Here is a 17,461-nt window from a genome sequence, read left to right as displayed (position 1 = left end):
TCGTTTTTACAAGGTGTTCTTTCTTGGGTTGGGTAGGGCCGAGGCCCTACTTAGCTGGTTTTATTGGTCAAGGTTAAAAACAATTTTTCAAGAAAGAAGCATTAATAAATAAAAATCCTTCCTCGGATCTCCAAGATCATGAGGAAGGATGGTTTTGGTTTAAGTACTTAAGTCTTAATAGCCGGGGTTTTGTTTCAAAGTAGGAAGACCACTTTCATCTACGCTTAAATCAATTTGTGCCTGGGGTATAGGATAGTATTCATGGATGCCTGAAATAAACCGGCCTCCACGTACATCAGTGGTAATGTTACCTTGGTAGTCAAAATACGCGTTCAAGGTTTCTTCCGCAATTCCCCATCTAACCAAATCGAAGAAACGATGTCCTTCCATGGCCAATTCTAATTTTCTTTCAAAATAGATGGCCTTTAAGGCGTTGTCCTTTGTAGAGAATTGGGTGGAAGTGTAGGGAGCTATATTGTAGTTGGCCGCATCCGTGCTTTCATCGAATCCGGCCAATGGATTGGAGCTGTCGATGTAGTCTTTTAAAAAACCATTGGGGTTGGCAGCCCTGTTTCTTACTCTGTTGACATATTCCATTGCTTGGTCTAGCCCCCCGGTCTGTGCCTCTGCTTCCGCGGCCATTAAGAGAACATCGGCAAAACGAATGATATGGACATTGATGGCCGTGCCTGGCGCCCAACTGCTTTGGTCGGAGTATTGGTCGGCGGTAGCTTGGTAGTAGATGTTCTTTTTAGGGGCATAAGGACCTCCATAGGACTGCTCACGTATCCAATCCTTACCGGGGTGATAACCCCAGTCGTGATAAGGAATACCTCGTCTTCCAACAGTCCAATCCAATCTGGGGTCAAGAGATCCCGTATAAGGAGTAAAAGGGTCCGTGGAATTAAGACCCATATCGCTTTTGACGGGATCGGTGTTATAGTCGTCTAAATCAGGCAAACCTGTTGCTTCGTCCGTCTTATAGGAGTTTACCAAGTCTTGGGTAGGCTGAAAGAAGCCACAACACCTGAAGGGGCTGTTGTATGGAAAATTTAATTTCCCTCCCTGGCTTGAATTGGCAATGGTTCCCGTACCGTCGTTGGCTACCATTTGAATATCGAACACTGTTTCGGCATTGTTTTCGGTAGCGGCATCAAAATTATCCTTAAATAATGGTACCAAGTCATATTTGGTGCCGGCCGAGTTGACTCCCGAATTGATGACGGTAGTAAAAATCTCTTTGGCCTCGGTATACTTATGTTGGTATAGATAGGTTTTTCCTAGGTATGCGCCGGCAGCCCATTTGTTAGCCCTGCCGAATTCAGTTTGGGTGTCCGGAAGGTTTTCATAGGCATATTTAAAATCTTCTTCGATATTAGGCCATATGTCTTCTGTGTTAGGTTGTTTTGGGTCTTCTGTATTTTCGTCGATCCAAGGAACCATGTTCCACATCTTTTTCAGTTCAAAGTAATAATGGCCTCTTAAGAAACGTGCTTGACCGGCTATGTTTTTACGTTCGGCATCTGAAATCGTTTCATCACTGGCCAATTGCTTTAGCGTGTTGTTGCATCGGGCAACACCTTCATAAACGGCCTTCCATTTGGTGTTGTAATATCCATTGGAGGGGTTGGAAATAAACTTGACAATTTGGTCAATGGCCGGTTGGTCACCTCCAAAACTGCCCTTGCTGGCAACGCCACCGGCAACGGAGCCGTATACCCAGTTTTCAGGAGCGGCCTCCCATGGTCCGCCACCGCCCAAGGCATTGTTTGCATCTTGCTGTCCATCCAAAGCGGCATAGGCTCCTATCAAAAGATTTTCTATACCGACTTCGTTGGCAACCACATCTTCACTGAGCGCACCCAGGGCAGGTTGGTCTAAAAAGCTATCCGAGCAAGCATATGTTAAAATCAGTACGGTGGGTGCTATTAACAGTAATCTTAGTTTTTTATTTATGGGTTTCATTTTTTTCATTTTTATTGAGACTGTTTAAAAAATAACGTTAACGCCCAAAAGGACCTGCTTTTGGTTTGGGTAGGCACCTTCGTCTATACCAAAGTTTACCGAACCGCCTGATATTTCGGGGTCAATTCCTGAATAGGAGGTAATTGTAAACGGATTTACCACTTGTGCATATAGCCTTAGTTTGCTAAGACTTATTTTTTCCAACAAATCGGAAGGAAAGGTATACCCGAGTTGAATTTGTTTGGCTCGCAAGTAAGAACCGTCTTCTACAAAATAGCTGTTGGGCACATCGGCAGTACTAAATGAACCTGTAGTTTCTTGAATAGCTACGGTAGCGTCTTGATTTTCAGGTGTCCAAGAATCATATAGGGCCGTTTTGCTCTTTGCTCCTGTAAAGGAACTATAGAAATCGTGCCACCATTTGACATTGTTCCATATATCATTGCCCTGTGATCCGTATATGAACATACTCAAGTCCCAATTTTTATATAGTAATTCAATGTTAAGACCGTATGTGAAGTCGGGGTTCGGGTCACCTATAAATGTACGGTCTTCAGCTGTTATCTGGTTATCGCCGTTTATGTCGGCATATCTAAAACGACCCACGGCAACATCTGGTTGATAGGTGGCATCTGAATTACCTGTGGCTATAACGGCTTGCTCGTTGGCAGCGTCTATTTCTTCTTGGGAGTTCCAGAAGCCTTCAATTTGATAACCAAAAAACTCGCTTACGGAGTGCCCTACTTGGTTTCTGATAATTGAGCTGCCGTTGAATCGTCTGCCTTCTAAATCGAAATAGTATACACCATCAGCGATTTTTTTGATCTCGTTGTTGTACGTGGTTAATGTGGCCGAGGTATTTAACTTCAGGTCTTCGGTTAGTTGAAAATAAGTCGATAGGTCTATATCGAGACCGTTGTTCGTCATCTTGCCCACGTTTACATAGGGCACGGTGGCGGTACCTACGGTAGCGGGTAGGTTGGGGTTGTAGAGTAGGTCTTCAACATTTTTTTCATAATAATCGACGGTAAGTTGCATTTTGCCGTTGAAGAGGCTGGCGTCCATACCGACATTAAAGTTGATGTTCTTCTCCCATTTGGCATCCGGATTTCCTATCCTAGTTTGTCCAAAACCTTCCGATATCGTGGAGTTGTCGCCGGTAATGGCGTAATAGCTGTTTAATTGGTTTCCGCCAAAGGTGGTAAATGAATTGGCGGAATCAACGTTGATCTGGTTACCTACTATGCCGTAGCCTCCCCTAATTTTTAAATCGTTCAGCCAATTTGATTCAGGAATAAATTCTTCATTAAAAATATTCCAGCCGGCACTTACTGCGGGGAACCAGCCGTATTGCTCATTTAAAAATTTCGAAGATCCATCCCGTCGAAGCGTTGCACTGAATAAGTACCTGTCGTCATAATTGTAATCGATACGGCTAATTATTGAGGAGAGTGCATCCGCGTATTTAAAGCTGTAATTCGTTTGTGTACCGGAACCAGTGTCCAAGGTTACGTAATCGGGGTCAAAAGAAAAGTAACTTTGCGTGGTTCCGCCTACTTCCCTTCCTTTGTTTTGGTAGGCCTCGGTGCCCAGTAAAACGGTTAGGTTGTGCTTGTCCCCAAATGTGTTTTGGTATTTAACGGTATTCGTCCATGTCCAATTAAAGTTAGTGGCCGCCCCTTCTGTATATTGGTTGACGGAAAGGTTTTCGGCATTCTCGTATTCGGGAAACTGAAAGGAATTGAAGCTGTTGGAATAATACTGACCTCCAAAACTGGTTCTAAACGTAAAATTTTTAAGAAAGTCGATTTCGGCAAAAATATTACCAAAAATTCGATTTGAGACTCCTCTGTTGTTTCTTAACCTGTCGGCCATGGCAACGGGGTTTTTTGCATTTCCCAGATCGGAGCCGAAAGAACCTGCATAGTTCCCTTTTATGTCGTAAACCGGGATGATAGGTTGTTCCCGCATGGCCATACCGATAACACTGCCTTCTGTCAATGCACTGATTTGTGGGTTTTCACGAATGGCTATACTCAAATTTTCACCAATCCGGATGTTCTCTGTTATGTTGTAAACAGAATTGGCACGAAGGGTGTAGCGTTTTAAATAGGTGTTGTTAATGCTGCCCTGTTGGTCAAAATAATTCAGGGAAAACAGGTAATTGCCTTGATCGTTTCCGTTGCTTACCGATAAATTGTGGCTGGTTATACTGGCCGGGCTGAAAATTTCTTGAAACCAATTGGTACCCTCTTTATTGGCTTCCACGATTCTGTAGAAGCTGTCCAAGTCACTTGGGTCGGTATAATAAGGGTTTACATAATACAGGGATTCGTCTACCGTTTGCGCTCCTACGGGTGCTATGTAATTGGGCAGAACGGGAGAGGATCCACTGCCGTACTGGGAATGGTTGATGGGGTCATCGGGATTCGTGTTTTTTAGGGCCATGAATGTTAATTCGGCCTGTTCTTGTGAATTTAGGATATCCCATGGATTTCCATTTTGGACAAGTTGGACTCCGTAATAGGAATCGTAGGTGACCTTCAGTTTTCCCGATCCTTTTTTGGTGGTGATTATTATAACTCCGTTTGCGGCCCTGGAACCGTAAATGGAAGCGGACGCCGCGTCTTTGAGTACTTGCATACTGTCAATGTCGTTCGGGTTGATGTCGTTAATGTTGTCGGTTGGTATTCCGTCAACTATGTATAATGGATTGTTGTTGCCGAAGGTGTTGGAGCCCCGAATTTTAATTTGCGGGGATTCACCTGGTTGTCCGCCGCCGGTTATGGTAACCCCTGAAACCCTACCTTGTAGCTGACTGGTCACCTGGCCCGAGGGTTGTTGGGCCATTTCATCCACCTTAACGACCGATACGGCACCGGTCAAGTCTTGTTTGCGTTGTGTGCCGTAACCCACGACAACGACTTCTTCCAAAGCGGCGGCGTCTTCTACCATGGTGACATTGACGGTGGTTTGCCCTGTCAATTTAATTTCTTGGTTTTTGAAACCGATATAGCTAAAAACCAAAATCGACCCCTCTTCCGCATTGAGGGTAAAATTACCGTCAAAATCCGTTTGGGTTCCTACAGTCGTTCCTTTGACGATTACATTGGCACCAGGCAAGGGAAGGCCAGAGGAGTCGACCACTGTTCCTGTTATGGTACTTTGGAAAATGCCCTTAATTTCATTAACTGTTTTAGGGCTTGGATTTGCGTTGGCAAAAGATCTTTGGAGACCTGCCCAAATAAGCATTGATAAAAGCCCGATTCCAAGCATGTTTGTCTTGATTTTGGGGCTTAACGAATGGTGTTTTCGCTTTTTGTCCATGATAAAATGTTGTTTGTTAGTTTTAAATTGTGAAATTCTTAGTTGTGGTTAGGACTACTAAGAAAATCAAAAATAAAAGTAGTAATTATTAAGAAATGCAAAAAAGAAATAAGTGGGTTTTCTTGTGTGGTCCATATGTACAACACCAGTGTATACAGGCTTTCAGGGAGGGTGTTGTGAGGGTGTTGAACAAGATATGGTGTTGATGTTCAGTGCGTTAATGTAGCTTTTGACCTACATTTTTGGAAGGGGGAAAATTCTAGGTTGCACGATGCTTTTAGGACAGTATTCTAAACCTTCGCACATTGGATCAAAACCAGGTCGTCCTCGTTCTGCCGTGTAAAAAATAGGTAATCGGAGCCTCCGTCCCTTATTCTGAATTTCTTTCGGAGTTGTGCGACGGTTTCAGGAAAGTTGCGTGTGGTAATGTTGGCTTTTTTGATTTGAAGCTCCTTTATCGCTTTTTTGTTATAAGGTATGACGGTGTTCACTTTAAAGGCCCTGCCGGGAAAATCAATGGGGGTCCCTGAGGTATACAGGTGGGTGTGCCGATGTAGTTTGGGTAAGTCCAGCCGTTGCGCCAGGGTTTTGAATGCACCGGACTTTAAAATGGCCGAATTGGGTTCGTATAGGTAGTTCTGCGCGTTTGAGTACTTGGGGGTGGCGACTTTCTCATCCTCCCGATTAAAATCGAACTGCTGTACCGTGGTCTTTGTGAAGTTGGTCGTTTTTATCGATATGTCTCCCTCGAATTCCCTTTCCATTACCCAGACCAACTCCTTTACATCGTTTTCAATGGCAACGATATGGATCTCCTTTACATGGTCCAGTTCGGTGAGTCCCATGGTAATGTCCAACAACGGGGCTGTTTTTAATAGTATTGTGGGCGCTTTTGAAAAAAGCAGGGAAAGGTGTTCCGTTACGTCGGGACTGCAATCCGATAGCCTAAAGACGCGTTGGTTCGATTCGCTTCTTCGCGAAGGGTCCAAATAAATACAGTCAAAAGTGGCCGAAGTGGTTTTGAGGAATTCGATTCCGTCCTGTGCTATGGCAGTGATGTTGTCTACGCCCAAGATTTGGAAGTTATGGGCCGCGATTTCGGAGAGTTCGGGGTTGGTTTCGCAATGGTGTACGCGGTCGTAATTTTTGCTAAAAAAGTAGCTGTCTACCCCGAAGCCCCCAGTGAGGTCGACCAACGATTTTCCCGTGGTAATCGAGGCCTTGTGCCGGGCCGTTGTTTCGGATGAGCTTTGTTCGATATGGAGCTTCCTGGGGTAGTAGATGCCCGGTGTCCGGAACCAAGTCGGTAGCTTTTTTTGACATTTTTTTCGCGACTCGAGCTGTTCGGCTAGCTCGCGGTTGCTAACGTCGTCGAATAGGGCCCCCTTTAACAATACTGACACGATGTCAGTATTGATTTTTTCTGTTATAAAATTTTGAACACCAGTATTTAATATGTTTTTATTCAAAGAATGGCTATAAGCTTTTTGTTAGGGATTTTACAACCTTGTATTCCGCTAAAAATTCCTTTAAAATGACCTTTATGGCCGTATATCCGGGTACGGCGACGATCATTCCGACCACCCCGAAGAGCAAGCCGGCGATGATGATGATCAGGAAGATTTCTAGGGGGTGCGATTTTACACTGTTCGAAAAAATAAAGGGCTGTGAAAAGAAATTGTCGACCAATTGGCCAATGGTCAAACCGATCAGAACATAGCCTGTTTTGGGCAGGATGACCGTGCTGAAATCCATGCCCAGATTGCTCGTCATGGTCAGTACGATCATGATGGCCCCACCGATAATCGGACCCACATAGGGAATGATGTTGAAAAGGGCGCACAAGAAGGCGATCACAATGGCGTTTTCAATGCCTACGATTAGCAAGGTTATGGTGTATATGACGAAGAGGATAAAAATTTGGAGCAGGAGGCCGACAAAGTAGCGCGACAGTAAACTATTGATTTTGTTGATGGAATTGATCGTACCCGTCTCCTTGTTTTTGGGGACAAAGGTCAAGATGCCCCTTTCAAAAAGTTTGCTGTCCTTCAGAAAGAAAAAAGAGATGAACAAAACCGAGAACAGGCCAATACTGGCCGAACTGAGTACGTTGACAAAGGAATTGAGGAAATTGGGTATAAAGCCTATGTCGAGCCGATCTACGATGGTTTCCTCAATATGGCTTTCTTGTATGATTTCACCGACTACATCGGGGGAAGCCCCTATAAAGTCCGTAATTTCTTGATATAGGGTGTCGAGGTTTTGTTGCAATTGGTCGATGTCCAACAACGACAGGTTTTTTCCTTGCTCCGAGATCAGGGGAACGAACAGGGCGATAATGCCGGCCAGTATGGCCACCATGAAGGCCATGGTGAGGATAACGGCCAAAGTGTTCGGCAATTTCAGCCGATCGCGTAAAAAGCGCACTATGGGCCGGCCGATCAGGGCGATTACCGCCGCAATGGCCAGATAGGCTATTACCGATTGTATTTGGTATAAAAAATAGAGCAGTAGGGCAATGCCCACTAAAATTCCTACAGCTCTTAAAATTCCTTGTGAAATGGTCTTAGCGGTCATAGTTTTTGTTTCTTATGGGGGGGTGGTGTCAAGGTCCGGTAATTGTATAAAGGGGAGTGTTTGGGCATGCTTTAGTTTTTAAAGGCATAGGCAATGATGTTGGCGCCCATCTGAAGGGCCTTTTTTCTGACCTCTTCGGGGTCGTTGTGTACGCTGGGGTCTTCCCATCCATCGCCCAGGTCACTTTCGGTCGTAAAGAGCAGTATTAGGCGGTTTTCGTGGAATATTCCCAAGGCTTGGGGCCTTTTCCCGTCGTGTTCGTGTATTTTCGGCAGTCCGTCCGGGAACTTGAACAGTTGGTTGAATATCGGGTGTTCGCGGTCCAATTCGACCAATTCCTTGTCGGGGAAGGCCTTTGTAAGGGCCTTCTTGAGGTAGGGTGCCATTCCGTAATTGTCATCGATATGCAAGAACCCGCCTGAGTAAAGGTAGGTTCGCAGGTTTTCGGCCTCCTCGTCCGAGAACACCACATTGCCGTGACCCGTCATATGCAAAAAAGGGTATTGAAAAATGCTGCTGCTTCCAACCTCGACGGTTTCCGGTTTTTCGTCGATGGTCGTCCCCGCGTTCTCGTTGCAGAACCTGATAAGGTTGGGAAGTGCGGTAGGATTGGCATACCAATCCCCGCCTCCCTTGTATTTGAGAACCGCAATTTCCTGGGCCGGTGCAGGTGCCAGGCAGTAGAGGTAGGCTATGATCAAAGAAATCGCATTTTTTGTCATGGGTGTACGAAAAATTGGCTCAATAGGTCAAATGTATGAATTATGTGGTTTATAAAAATAACTTCCGTTCATATTCCCTTGATCACACTGAGTGGCCGTCGGGCGTGTGTCGTGCTTCTGGAATAAGGGGGGCAAGTATGGTTTCCTTTTTGTAGCCTCTTGATTTCCGATAAGCCTTGGGGTATAGGGGCGGGTGCCAAAGCCGCGCACAAAAAAAATGCACTGGGGCCGATAAGGGGTGGGGCGAAACCTAACCGTTGTTGATCATGTTGACCGTTGTGCATGCGACCAAGGCCGCCGTTTCGGTACGCAGCCGGCTTTCGCCCAAGGATACGGGCAAAAAACCTTTGTCGTAGGCCGTTTGGATCTCGTGGTGGCTAAAGTCCCCTTCGGGACCGATAAGTATCGTGATATCCTTATCGGGGGCAACCCTGCGTTTAAGGTCCATCTTTTCGTCATCCTCGCAATGCGCGATAAACAGCAGTCCCTTATGTTCCTTTTTTAAAAAATCGTCAAGGCGAACGGGGTCGTTCAGTTGGGGCAGATAGGTACGCAGGCTTTGTTTCATGGCCGCTTGTATTACCTTCTCCAGGCGTTCTTTCTTAACGGTCTTGCGTTCCGAATGCTCGCAGAAAATGGGGGTGATTTCGTTAACCCCTATTTCGGTGGCCTTTTCGAGAAACCATTCGTACCGGTCGTTGGTCTTTGTCGGTGCGACGGCCATGTGGAACCAATGCATCTTTTGGTGCTTTTTCTTGCAGGAGACCACCTGCGCCTTACAGCGTTTGGGCTCGGCCGATATGATCTCGGTCTCGAAAAGATGGCCCTTGCCGTTGGTGACCATCAGTCGGTCGCCCTCTTTTTTTCGAAGTACGCGCACGATGTGTTTGCTTTCTTCCTCGGGGAAGGTAAACAGTGTGACACTTTGGTCGAGTTGGGGGTGGTAGAAAAGCTGCATAGGTCTAAGTTGATCGTAAAAGTGAATTGTTGGGCGATGGTTGTCGCAAAGGTGGACATGCCGATCAGCCTTTGTCGTCCAGCACGTAACGGGCCTTGGCGCTGACCGCTTGATCGGTAAAAGCGTTTTGTTCGTACTTCAAATATCCTACAATACCGATCATGGCGGCATTGTCGGTGCAATATTCAAACTTGGGTATATAGGTCTTCCATCCCCACTTGCGCTCCCCGGCCTTTAAGCTGTTTCGAATTTCCGAATTTGCAGAAACCCCGCCACCGATGGCAATTCTCTTGATTCCAGTCTGCTTTACCGCTTTTTTTAGCTTGTCCATCAAAATCCCCACGATGGTGCTTTGTATGGAGGCGCATATGTCGGCTAGGTTTTCTTCTATGAAGTCGGGGTTTTTGGCGGTTTCCCTTTGAATAAAATAGAGAATGCTGGTTTTGAGTCCGCTAAAGCTGAAATTCAGGCCTTCGACCTTCGGTTTGGGAAAGGGAAAGGCCTTCGGGTTCCCGTTTTTGGCGTACTTGTCGATCAAAGGCCCCCCAGGGTAGGGCAGGCCGAGAATTTTGGCGCTCTTGTCAAAGGCCTCGCCAACGGCATCGTCCAAAGTCTCCCCTAATATTTCCATGTCAAAATAATCCTTTACCAGGACAATTTGGGTGTGGCCCCCGCTAATGGTCATGGCCAAGAAGGGGAACTCGGGCGACCCATCGCCCTGCCCCTCTATAAAGTGGGCCAAAATATGTGCCTGCATGTGGTTGACCTCTATTAGGGGGACGTTCAACCCTAGGGCCAGGGATTTGGCGAACGAAGTGCCTACAAGTAAGGATCCCATTAATCCCGGTCCCCTCGTAAAAGCTATGGCCGATATAAGTTTTTTATCGATATTTGCCTTGTTCAAGGCTTGGTGCACCACGGGAACAATATTTTGTTGATGTGCCCGTGAGGCAAGTTCGGGCACGACGCCCCCGTATTCCTCATGAATTTGTTGCGTAGCGGTGATATTGCTCAACACCTTTTTGTTTTGCAATACGGCCGCGGAGGTATCGTCACATGAAGATTCTATGGCAAGAATATAAATAGTTTCTTTTTGCACCTAGTTTGGAATAAAAGTTGAATGCGCAAAGGTAAAACATATTGGGCCTATCAAAAAACTGAGAAAAATACTGGTTAGAACCGTTCTGGTGCTTTTGCTGATCTGTGTTCTGGGCACATTGGTCCTTTCCTTGCCCTTTGTCCAAACCCGTTTTGCCACCTATGCGACCGATACCATAAACAAGGAGTTCGGGACCAACATCAATATCGATAGGCTGCGTGTTTCCTTGATCTCTTGGAATACCGATCTAGAGGGGATCTATATCGAGGATTACCAAAAGGATACGCTTTTCTACGTCGATAGGCTCACCACCTCCGTGCTCAGCATACGCAATTTGGTCAATGGAAGGTTGGAGTTTGGGGATATCGATATAGACAAGCTCGATTTTAAGCTCAAGACCTATCGCGACAACAAGAATACCAACCTGGAGGTGTTTATCGATAAACTCGATGATGGGCAGCCCCGAAAACCCGGTACCCCCCCTTTCTTTTTCTCTTCTTCGGGCATAACGGTGACCCATAGTAGGTTTCGGCTTCTGGACGAGAACCGGGAGACTCCCGAAATGCTGAATTTCAAAAACTTGAATATCGAGGCCAGCGATTTTGAGATTTTGGGTCCCGAGGTGGCTACCTCGATCAACGAAATGTCCTTTGAAAGTCAACGGGGCATAAACGTAGAGCAGTTGGCCACCAGGTTCAAATACACCAAACAGCGAATGGGCTTCGATTCCTTGCTTATTCGTACAAAGGGATCGCGCTTAAAGGGAAATTTGGTTTTCAACTACGAACGCGAACATTTTGCCGATTTTTTGAACAAGGTAAAGCTGACGGCAGAATTTGACGAATCTACCCTTGCCTTTGATGAAATCAATATGTTGTACGATCAGTTCGGCAAGGGCAAGGAGGTTAATTTTACCACCAAGGTAACGGGCGTTCTCAATGACTTGAATGCCGAAGGGCTCTTTCTGCAATCGGACAATACCGGTATCCGGGGCGACTTTAATTTTAAGAACCTTTTTAGCCGATCCGAGGCCTTCGCCCTTTTTGCCAACATGAAGAACGTTACCTCGAGTTACTACGAACTGCGTTCGCTGATGCCCAATATCCTGGGTAAGTCCTTGCCCTCTTCCTTCCAGAAGCTGGGCCAATTTACCATACGGGGAGATGCCATTGTCACGGAGACCTCGATCAATGCCAAGGTAAACCTCAATACGGCCATCGGTAGCAGTTACGCAGATCTGGTGCTGACCAATATCAACAATATCGACAATGCCACTTACGAGGGGTTTGTGTCGCTGATCGATTTTGACCTGGGCGACTTTGTCGAGAACAAGCAGTTGGGAAAGACCAGTTTGGATTTCAATGTTGAAGGCGAGGGTTTTGTCCAGGAAACCTTGAATACCGAGGTAATCGGTGAGGTATACTCGGTTACCTTCAACGGCTACGAATACAACAACCTAAAGGTGTCCGGTATCTTGAAGGAGCAACTCTTTGATGGTACCTTGGTAAGCAACGACGAAAACCTAAAGTTCAATTTTAAGGGCTTGGCCGACTTTGGGGAAAACCGGAACGATTTCAACTTTATCGCCTCGGTAGACTACGCCGATCTAAGGAAGTTGAATTTTATTAACGATAGTGTTTCCATTTTTAAGGGTAACGTAAACATGGATGTTACCGGAAACTCCCTGGACAACCTGGTGGGCGATATCAAGTTTACCAAGACCATATTCGAAAATAAGAACGACACCTATTATTTCGAGGATTTTAAGGTCTCTTCGAGCTTTGAGAACGATTCGACCCGCATTATCGATATTAATTCGCCCGATATCATTACGGGATATATGAAGGGTAACTTTAAGGTCAAGGAATTGGGTAAGTTGGTCCAGAACTCATTGGGAAGCATTTATACCAATTATCGCCCCTTTGATATTTCACCGGGGCAGACCCTGGCTTTCAACTTTAAGATTTACAACAAGATCGTGGATGTGTTCTTCCCTGAGGTCAAATTCGACCCCAATACCTTTATTCGAGGCAATATCGTGTCCGACGAGGGCGACTTTAAGTTGAATTTCAAATCGCCGAGTATTGTGGCCTTTGGTAACGAGGCCGATAGTATAGATGTGAAGATCGACAACAAAAACCCGCTTTTCAACACCTATATTTCGGTGAGCGACCTGAAGACCAATTATTACGATGTCCACGATTTCAGGCTTATCAATACCACCTTAAAGGATACCCTGTTCTTCCGTACGGAGTTTAAAGGGGGGAGCAACTTCAACGATAGCTACAACCTTAACTTCTACCATACGTTTAACAAAGACAATAAATCGGTCATAGGCCTGAAGACTTCCGATGTCAATTTCAAGGGGAATACCTGGGTGTTGAACAAGGAGGGCGATAACAAGAACAAGGTTATCGTCAACCGAACGCTCGATAGTATCAATATTCAGGAAATCGTGATGAACAATAACGAGGAAGAGCAGATACGCCTACGGGGAGAGCTGGCCGATTCTACCTATAAAGACCTTCAGTTGCAGTTTAAGATCGTTTCGCTTAACAAGATTACCCCGGCCATCGATAGCCTTAGGCTGGGGGGCGAGGTCAACGGAACCCTAAATATACTGCAGAAAGACAATGTATACCTGCCTTCATCGAATCTGGGGGTCGACGACTTCTCTGTCAATGGCATACGCCTCGGCGATTTGGCCTTGGGGATCGTAGGCAACAAAGACCTGACCGATTTCGTGGTCAACTCCCAAATTGTGGACAACGGTCGTGAAAAGTTGGGGATAGTCGGCAATATTCTCAATAGGTCCGAGGTGCCCGAAGCCAAATTACTGGTCAATTTCGATGGGTTCGACCTCGAACCCTTTGCTCCTCTGGGCGAGGATATCATAAGTAACATTCGGGGCGATGTGAGTGGTAACGCGCGTATCGACGGACCGGTCGACAACCCCCGCTTCAGTGGGATCCTCACCCTCGATAACGCGGGCTTGGGGATACCTTATCTGAACGTAGACTATGCCTTTGCCCAAAATTCACGCGTAAACCTTACCGGGCAGACCTTTGATTTTGATCAGATTAAGATTACCGATGTCGACAAGAAGACCAAGGCCGTATTGGACGGTACCATCACCCATTCCTTTTTTGACAATTGGCGGCTTGATTTAAATGTCGATACAAAAAACGATAGGTTGTTGATCCTCAATACCGATTTTGAGGAAGAGGTGTTGTATTACGGTACGGGCTTTTTAAAGGGCAAGGGCAGGATTTTCGGCCCTACCAGGGCCTTGAACATCAAGGTGGAAGGAAGTACGGCCAAAGGGACCTCCCTTAAGATACCCCTTAGCGACGTGGCCTCCATCGGAGACTATTCGTTTATCAACTTTGTCGAGAAGAACGGGTACGATACCGTAGAGGAAACCAGGGTTATCGACGAGTTCCAAGGTTTGGAGCTTGCCTTCGACCTCGACGTGACGCCCGATGCCGAGGTTGAGATAGTGACCGATACGAAAACAGGTAGTTCCTTAAAGGGAAGCGGTGTGGGCATTCTTTTGATACGCATCAATACCCGTGGGGCTTTTGAGATGTACGGCGACTTTGTTGTGGTCAATGGGCAATACAATTATAAGTTCGGGGGCGTGATCAATAAGACCTTCAAGGTAAAGCCTGGGGGTACGATCGTATGGGATCGCGAACCCTTAAAGGCGACCTTGGACCTCGAGGCGGTCTATTCCTTAAATGCCAATCCGGCCCCGCTTCTCGATAATCCGGGGTATACAAGTAGAATTCCTACGGAGGTGGTCATCAAGTTGACCAATGAGCTCGAAAGTCCCGACATCGAATTTAACATCGATTTTCCGGGTACCAATAGCATCATTCAGTCCGAATTGGAATACCGTCTTCAAGATCCTACGGTAGAGGAGCAGAATGCCCTGTTCTTGTTGGCCCAAGGGTCTTTTGTAAATGACCAGACGGGAATCAACCAGCAGGCCGTAACGGGCAATTTGCTGCAATCGGCTTCCGGACTGCTGAACCAGGTATTGGGGGAGAACGACAAGTTCAATCTGGGCCTCTCTTACGAACAGGGGGTTCTCGACAGCAGCGCCGATTTTCAGACGGAAAACAGGATTGGTGTTACGGTATCCACCCAGATCAGCGACCGCCTTCTCTTTAACGGTAAGGTAGGGGTGCCCGTCGGGGGTACTACCGAGACGGTCGTCGCAGGTAATTTTGAAATTCAATTGCTTTTGAACGAAGAAGGTACGCTCAGTGCCAAGTTTTTCAATAGGGAGAACGAGATACAGGAGTATTTGGCCGACAGGCTGGGCTATACCCAGGGGGTAGGTCTGCAATACGAGGTCGATTTCGACAGCTTCCGTGAGCTTTTTAGGAGCCTGCTCAGCAAGGAAAGGAAGAAAACGCCCAAGAAAGACATTCCCGTTCCCAATGCCGTTCCTACCGCTGTTATGGGCAGGGACAGTCTGCTTCGTTTCTATCCCAAGGAAAAAAGCCTGCGGTAAGTTTCGGCCCTTTTGAACGACCAATTTGCGGGCCTTTGCCCTCGATTCTTCCCTTTGGCACGTGCAAAGTGCTAAGGGTTAGGCGTTTTTGGTTTGATGGGGGGCGGTGATTGCCGAACGTCTTCTTGCCAGAATCGGTTTTGAATGGTTTTGTAACAATCTTTGATGTAAATTTGACGCCTATCCGGCTACATTTTTGAAATAAGTTTGTTAATATTGCAACTTAGTTTTTTTCAATGGTTTCAGAGATAAAGAAGATAGGTGTTTTGACATCTGGAGGCGATTCTCCGGGGATGAACGCAGCCATTCGGTCGGTCGTTCGAACTTGTGCCTATATGAAGGTAGATTGCGTTGGAATCTACAGAGGCTACCAAGGCATGATAGAGGGCGACTTCAAGCCCATGGATGCTCGAAGTGTAAACAACATTATTAATAAGGGGGGGACGATATTGAAATCGGCCCGATGCGACGATTTTAGGACCCCCGAGGGTAGAAAGAAAGCCTACGACCAGTTGAGGGCCGAAGGTGTCGATGCCTTTGTGGTAATCGGGGGCGATGGAAGTTTTACGGGGGCCATGGTCTTCAATCAGGAGTATAACTTTCCCATCATTGGCATTCCCGGTACCATAGACAACGATATTTTCGGAACTTCCAATACGGTCGGTTACGATACGGCCATGAACACGGTCGTAGAGGCAATCGATAAGATCAGGGATACGGCCAGTTCCCATAACCGACTATTCTTCGTCGAGGTCATGGGCAGGGATGTAGGGCATATAGCCCTGAACACCGGTGTAGGTGCCGGGGCCGAGGAAATATTGATTCCCGAGGAAAACCGGGGCTTGGAGCGACTTCTGGAGTCGTTGAAACGAAGTAAAAAGTCTGGAAAATCATCGAGTATCGTCGTGGTGGCCGAAGGCGATAAAACGGGTAAAAGCGTTTTTGAGCTCAAGGAATACGTAGAGAAACACCTGCCGATCTACGATGTAAGGGTTTCCGTATTGGGCCATATGCAGCGTGGCGGGGCGCCCTCGTGCTACGATAGGGTGTTGGCCAGTAGAATGGGGGTCAAGGCCGTGGAGAGCCTGCTTGAGGGCCAGTCGAATTTTATGGTGGGCGTTCAGAACAACAAGATAATACTCACCCCGATCAGCAAGGCGATAAAGGGGCATACAAAGATAGATAAGGAGCTCATTAGGGTTTCTGAAATAATGACAACGTAATTATAATTCTAAAAACAAGAACACATGTCAAATTTAAAAATAGGAATTAACGGATTCGGTCGAATCGGAAGATTGGTCTTCAGGGAAACGGTTAGAAGGGAAGGAGTCGATGTTGTAGCCATTAACGATCTGTTGGATGTTGAACACCTTGCATACCTTTTAAAATACGATTCGGTACACGGAAAATTCGAGGGTACCGTTGAAGTTAAGGACGGTCATCTTGTTGTCAACGGAAAAACAGTAAGGATTACCGCCGAGCGTGATCCCAAGAATATCCAGTGGGATGCCGTAGGGGTCGAAATAGTGGCCGAATGTACCGGTATCTTTACCACCTTGGAAACTGCACAATACCACATCGACGGCGGTGCGAAAAAAGTGGTTATCTCCGCGCCATCCAAAGATGCGCCGATGTTCGTCATGGGGGTCAACCACAAAGAAGTGAAGGCTTCCGACACCATAGTCTCCAACGCATCCTGTACCACGAACTGCTTGGCTCCCTTGGCCAAGGTACTTCACGACAACTTCGGTATCGAGGAGGCCTTGATGACCACGGTTCACGCCACTACCGCTACGCAAATGACCGTGGACGGACCGTCTAAAAAAGACTGGAGGGGCGGTAGAAGTGCCATGTTGAACATTATACCCGCATCCACTGGTGCGGCTAAGGCCGTTACCAAGGTAATTCCCGCTTTGGAAGGAAAACTTACCGGTATGGCGTTCAGGGTACCCACAGCCGATGTTTCCGTTGTCGATTTGACGGTGAAATTGGAAAAGGATACCTCTTACGAAGAGATCAAAAAGGTATTCAAGGCGGCTTCGGAAGGTGAATTGAAAGGCGTATTGGGCTACACCGAAGAAGCCCTCGTGTCACAAGACTTCGTCAGCGACAAGCGTACAAGTATCTTTGACGCCGGCGCGGGAATCGAGTTGAACTCAAGGTTCTTTAAACTAATTAGCTGGTACGACAACGAGGCAGGTTTTTCCAATAAAATGGTAGATTTGGCCCAGCACGTTGCTAGTTTGTAATTTTTTTAAAGTATTGTTATATGTAATCCTGAAAATGGGCGG

Annotated in this window: 10 protein-coding genes; 3 read left to right on the top strand and 7 right to left on the bottom strand. The window is 46.6% G+C overall.

All coding sequences use genetic code 11. From position 1 onward, the window contains the following. Positions 1 to 174: 174 nt before the first annotated feature. The 7 genes from BUB37_RS12760 to tsaD form a co-directional block, all read right to left on the bottom strand. On the bottom strand, positions 175 to 1,965 hold the full coding sequence (locus BUB37_RS12760; protein WP_072994299.1) for a RagB/SusD family nutrient uptake outer membrane protein: 1,791 nt from the start codon (positions 1,963 to 1,965) through the stop codon (positions 175 to 177). Between the two features lie 24 nt (positions 1,966 to 1,989). Further along, positions 1,990 to 5,124 carry a SusC/RagA family TonB-linked outer membrane protein gene (locus BUB37_RS12755; protein ID WP_262987427.1) on the bottom strand — a complete coding sequence of 1,045 codons (3,135 nt, stop codon included), beginning with the start codon at positions 5,122 to 5,124 and terminating at the stop codon, positions 1,990 to 1,992. 458 nt (positions 5,125 to 5,582) lie between these two features. After that, a complete protein-coding gene (locus BUB37_RS12750) occupies positions 5,583 to 6,695 on the bottom strand; it encodes a class I SAM-dependent methyltransferase (protein WP_317616550.1) in 1,113 nt (370 codons plus the stop codon). A gap of 73 nt (positions 6,696 to 6,768) precedes the next feature. Continuing rightward, entirely contained in the window at positions 6,769 to 7,869 is a 1,101-nt protein-coding gene (locus BUB37_RS12745; protein WP_072994204.1) for an AI-2E family transporter, read from the bottom strand. A 71-nt stretch (positions 7,870 to 7,940) separates the two neighbouring features. Next, positions 7,941 to 8,591, bottom strand: a complete 651-nt coding sequence (locus tag BUB37_RS12740) for a DUF4159 domain-containing protein (protein WP_072994203.1) — start codon at positions 8,589 to 8,591, stop codon at positions 7,941 to 7,943. 250 nt (positions 8,592 to 8,841) lie between these two features. Beyond that, positions 8,842 to 9,549, bottom strand: a complete 708-nt coding sequence (locus BUB37_RS12735; RefSeq protein ID WP_072994202.1) for a 16S rRNA (uracil(1498)-N(3))-methyltransferase — start codon at positions 9,547 to 9,549, stop codon at positions 8,842 to 8,844. A gap of 64 nt (positions 9,550 to 9,613) precedes the next feature. Further along, a complete protein-coding gene (gene tsaD / locus BUB37_RS12730; RefSeq protein ID WP_072994201.1) occupies positions 9,614 to 10,648 on the bottom strand; it encodes a tRNA (adenosine(37)-N6)-threonylcarbamoyltransferase complex transferase subunit TsaD in 1,035 nt (344 codons plus the stop codon). 85 nt (positions 10,649 to 10,733) lie between these two features. On the opposite strand from tsaD, the gene BUB37_RS12725 reads away from it, so the two are divergent. The 3 genes from BUB37_RS12725 (at position 10,734) to gap (ending at position 17,419) form a co-directional block, all read left to right on the top strand. Beyond that, positions 10,734 to 15,170, top strand: a complete 4,437-nt coding sequence (locus tag BUB37_RS12725; protein ID WP_244526837.1) for a translocation/assembly module TamB domain-containing protein — start codon at positions 10,734 to 10,736, stop codon at positions 15,168 to 15,170. A 236-nt stretch (positions 15,171 to 15,406) separates the two neighbouring features. Then, on the top strand, positions 15,407 to 16,393 hold the full coding sequence (gene pfkA, locus BUB37_RS12720) for a 6-phosphofructokinase (RefSeq protein WP_072994200.1): 987 nt from the start codon (positions 15,407 to 15,409) through the stop codon (positions 16,391 to 16,393). 24 nt (positions 16,394 to 16,417) lie between these two features. Continuing rightward, entirely contained in the window at positions 16,418 to 17,419 is a 1,002-nt protein-coding gene (gap, locus tag BUB37_RS12715; RefSeq protein WP_072994199.1) for a type I glyceraldehyde-3-phosphate dehydrogenase, read from the top strand. Positions 17,420 to 17,461: the final 42 nt, after the last annotated feature.

This window comes from Pseudozobellia thermophila, from assembly GCF_900141855.1.
Classification (GTDB): domain Bacteria; phylum Bacteroidota; class Bacteroidia; order Flavobacteriales; family Flavobacteriaceae; genus Pseudozobellia; species Pseudozobellia thermophila.
The sequence above is the reverse complement of the archived record's forward strand: the minus strand, read 5'-3'. Positions and strand labels throughout refer to the sequence as shown.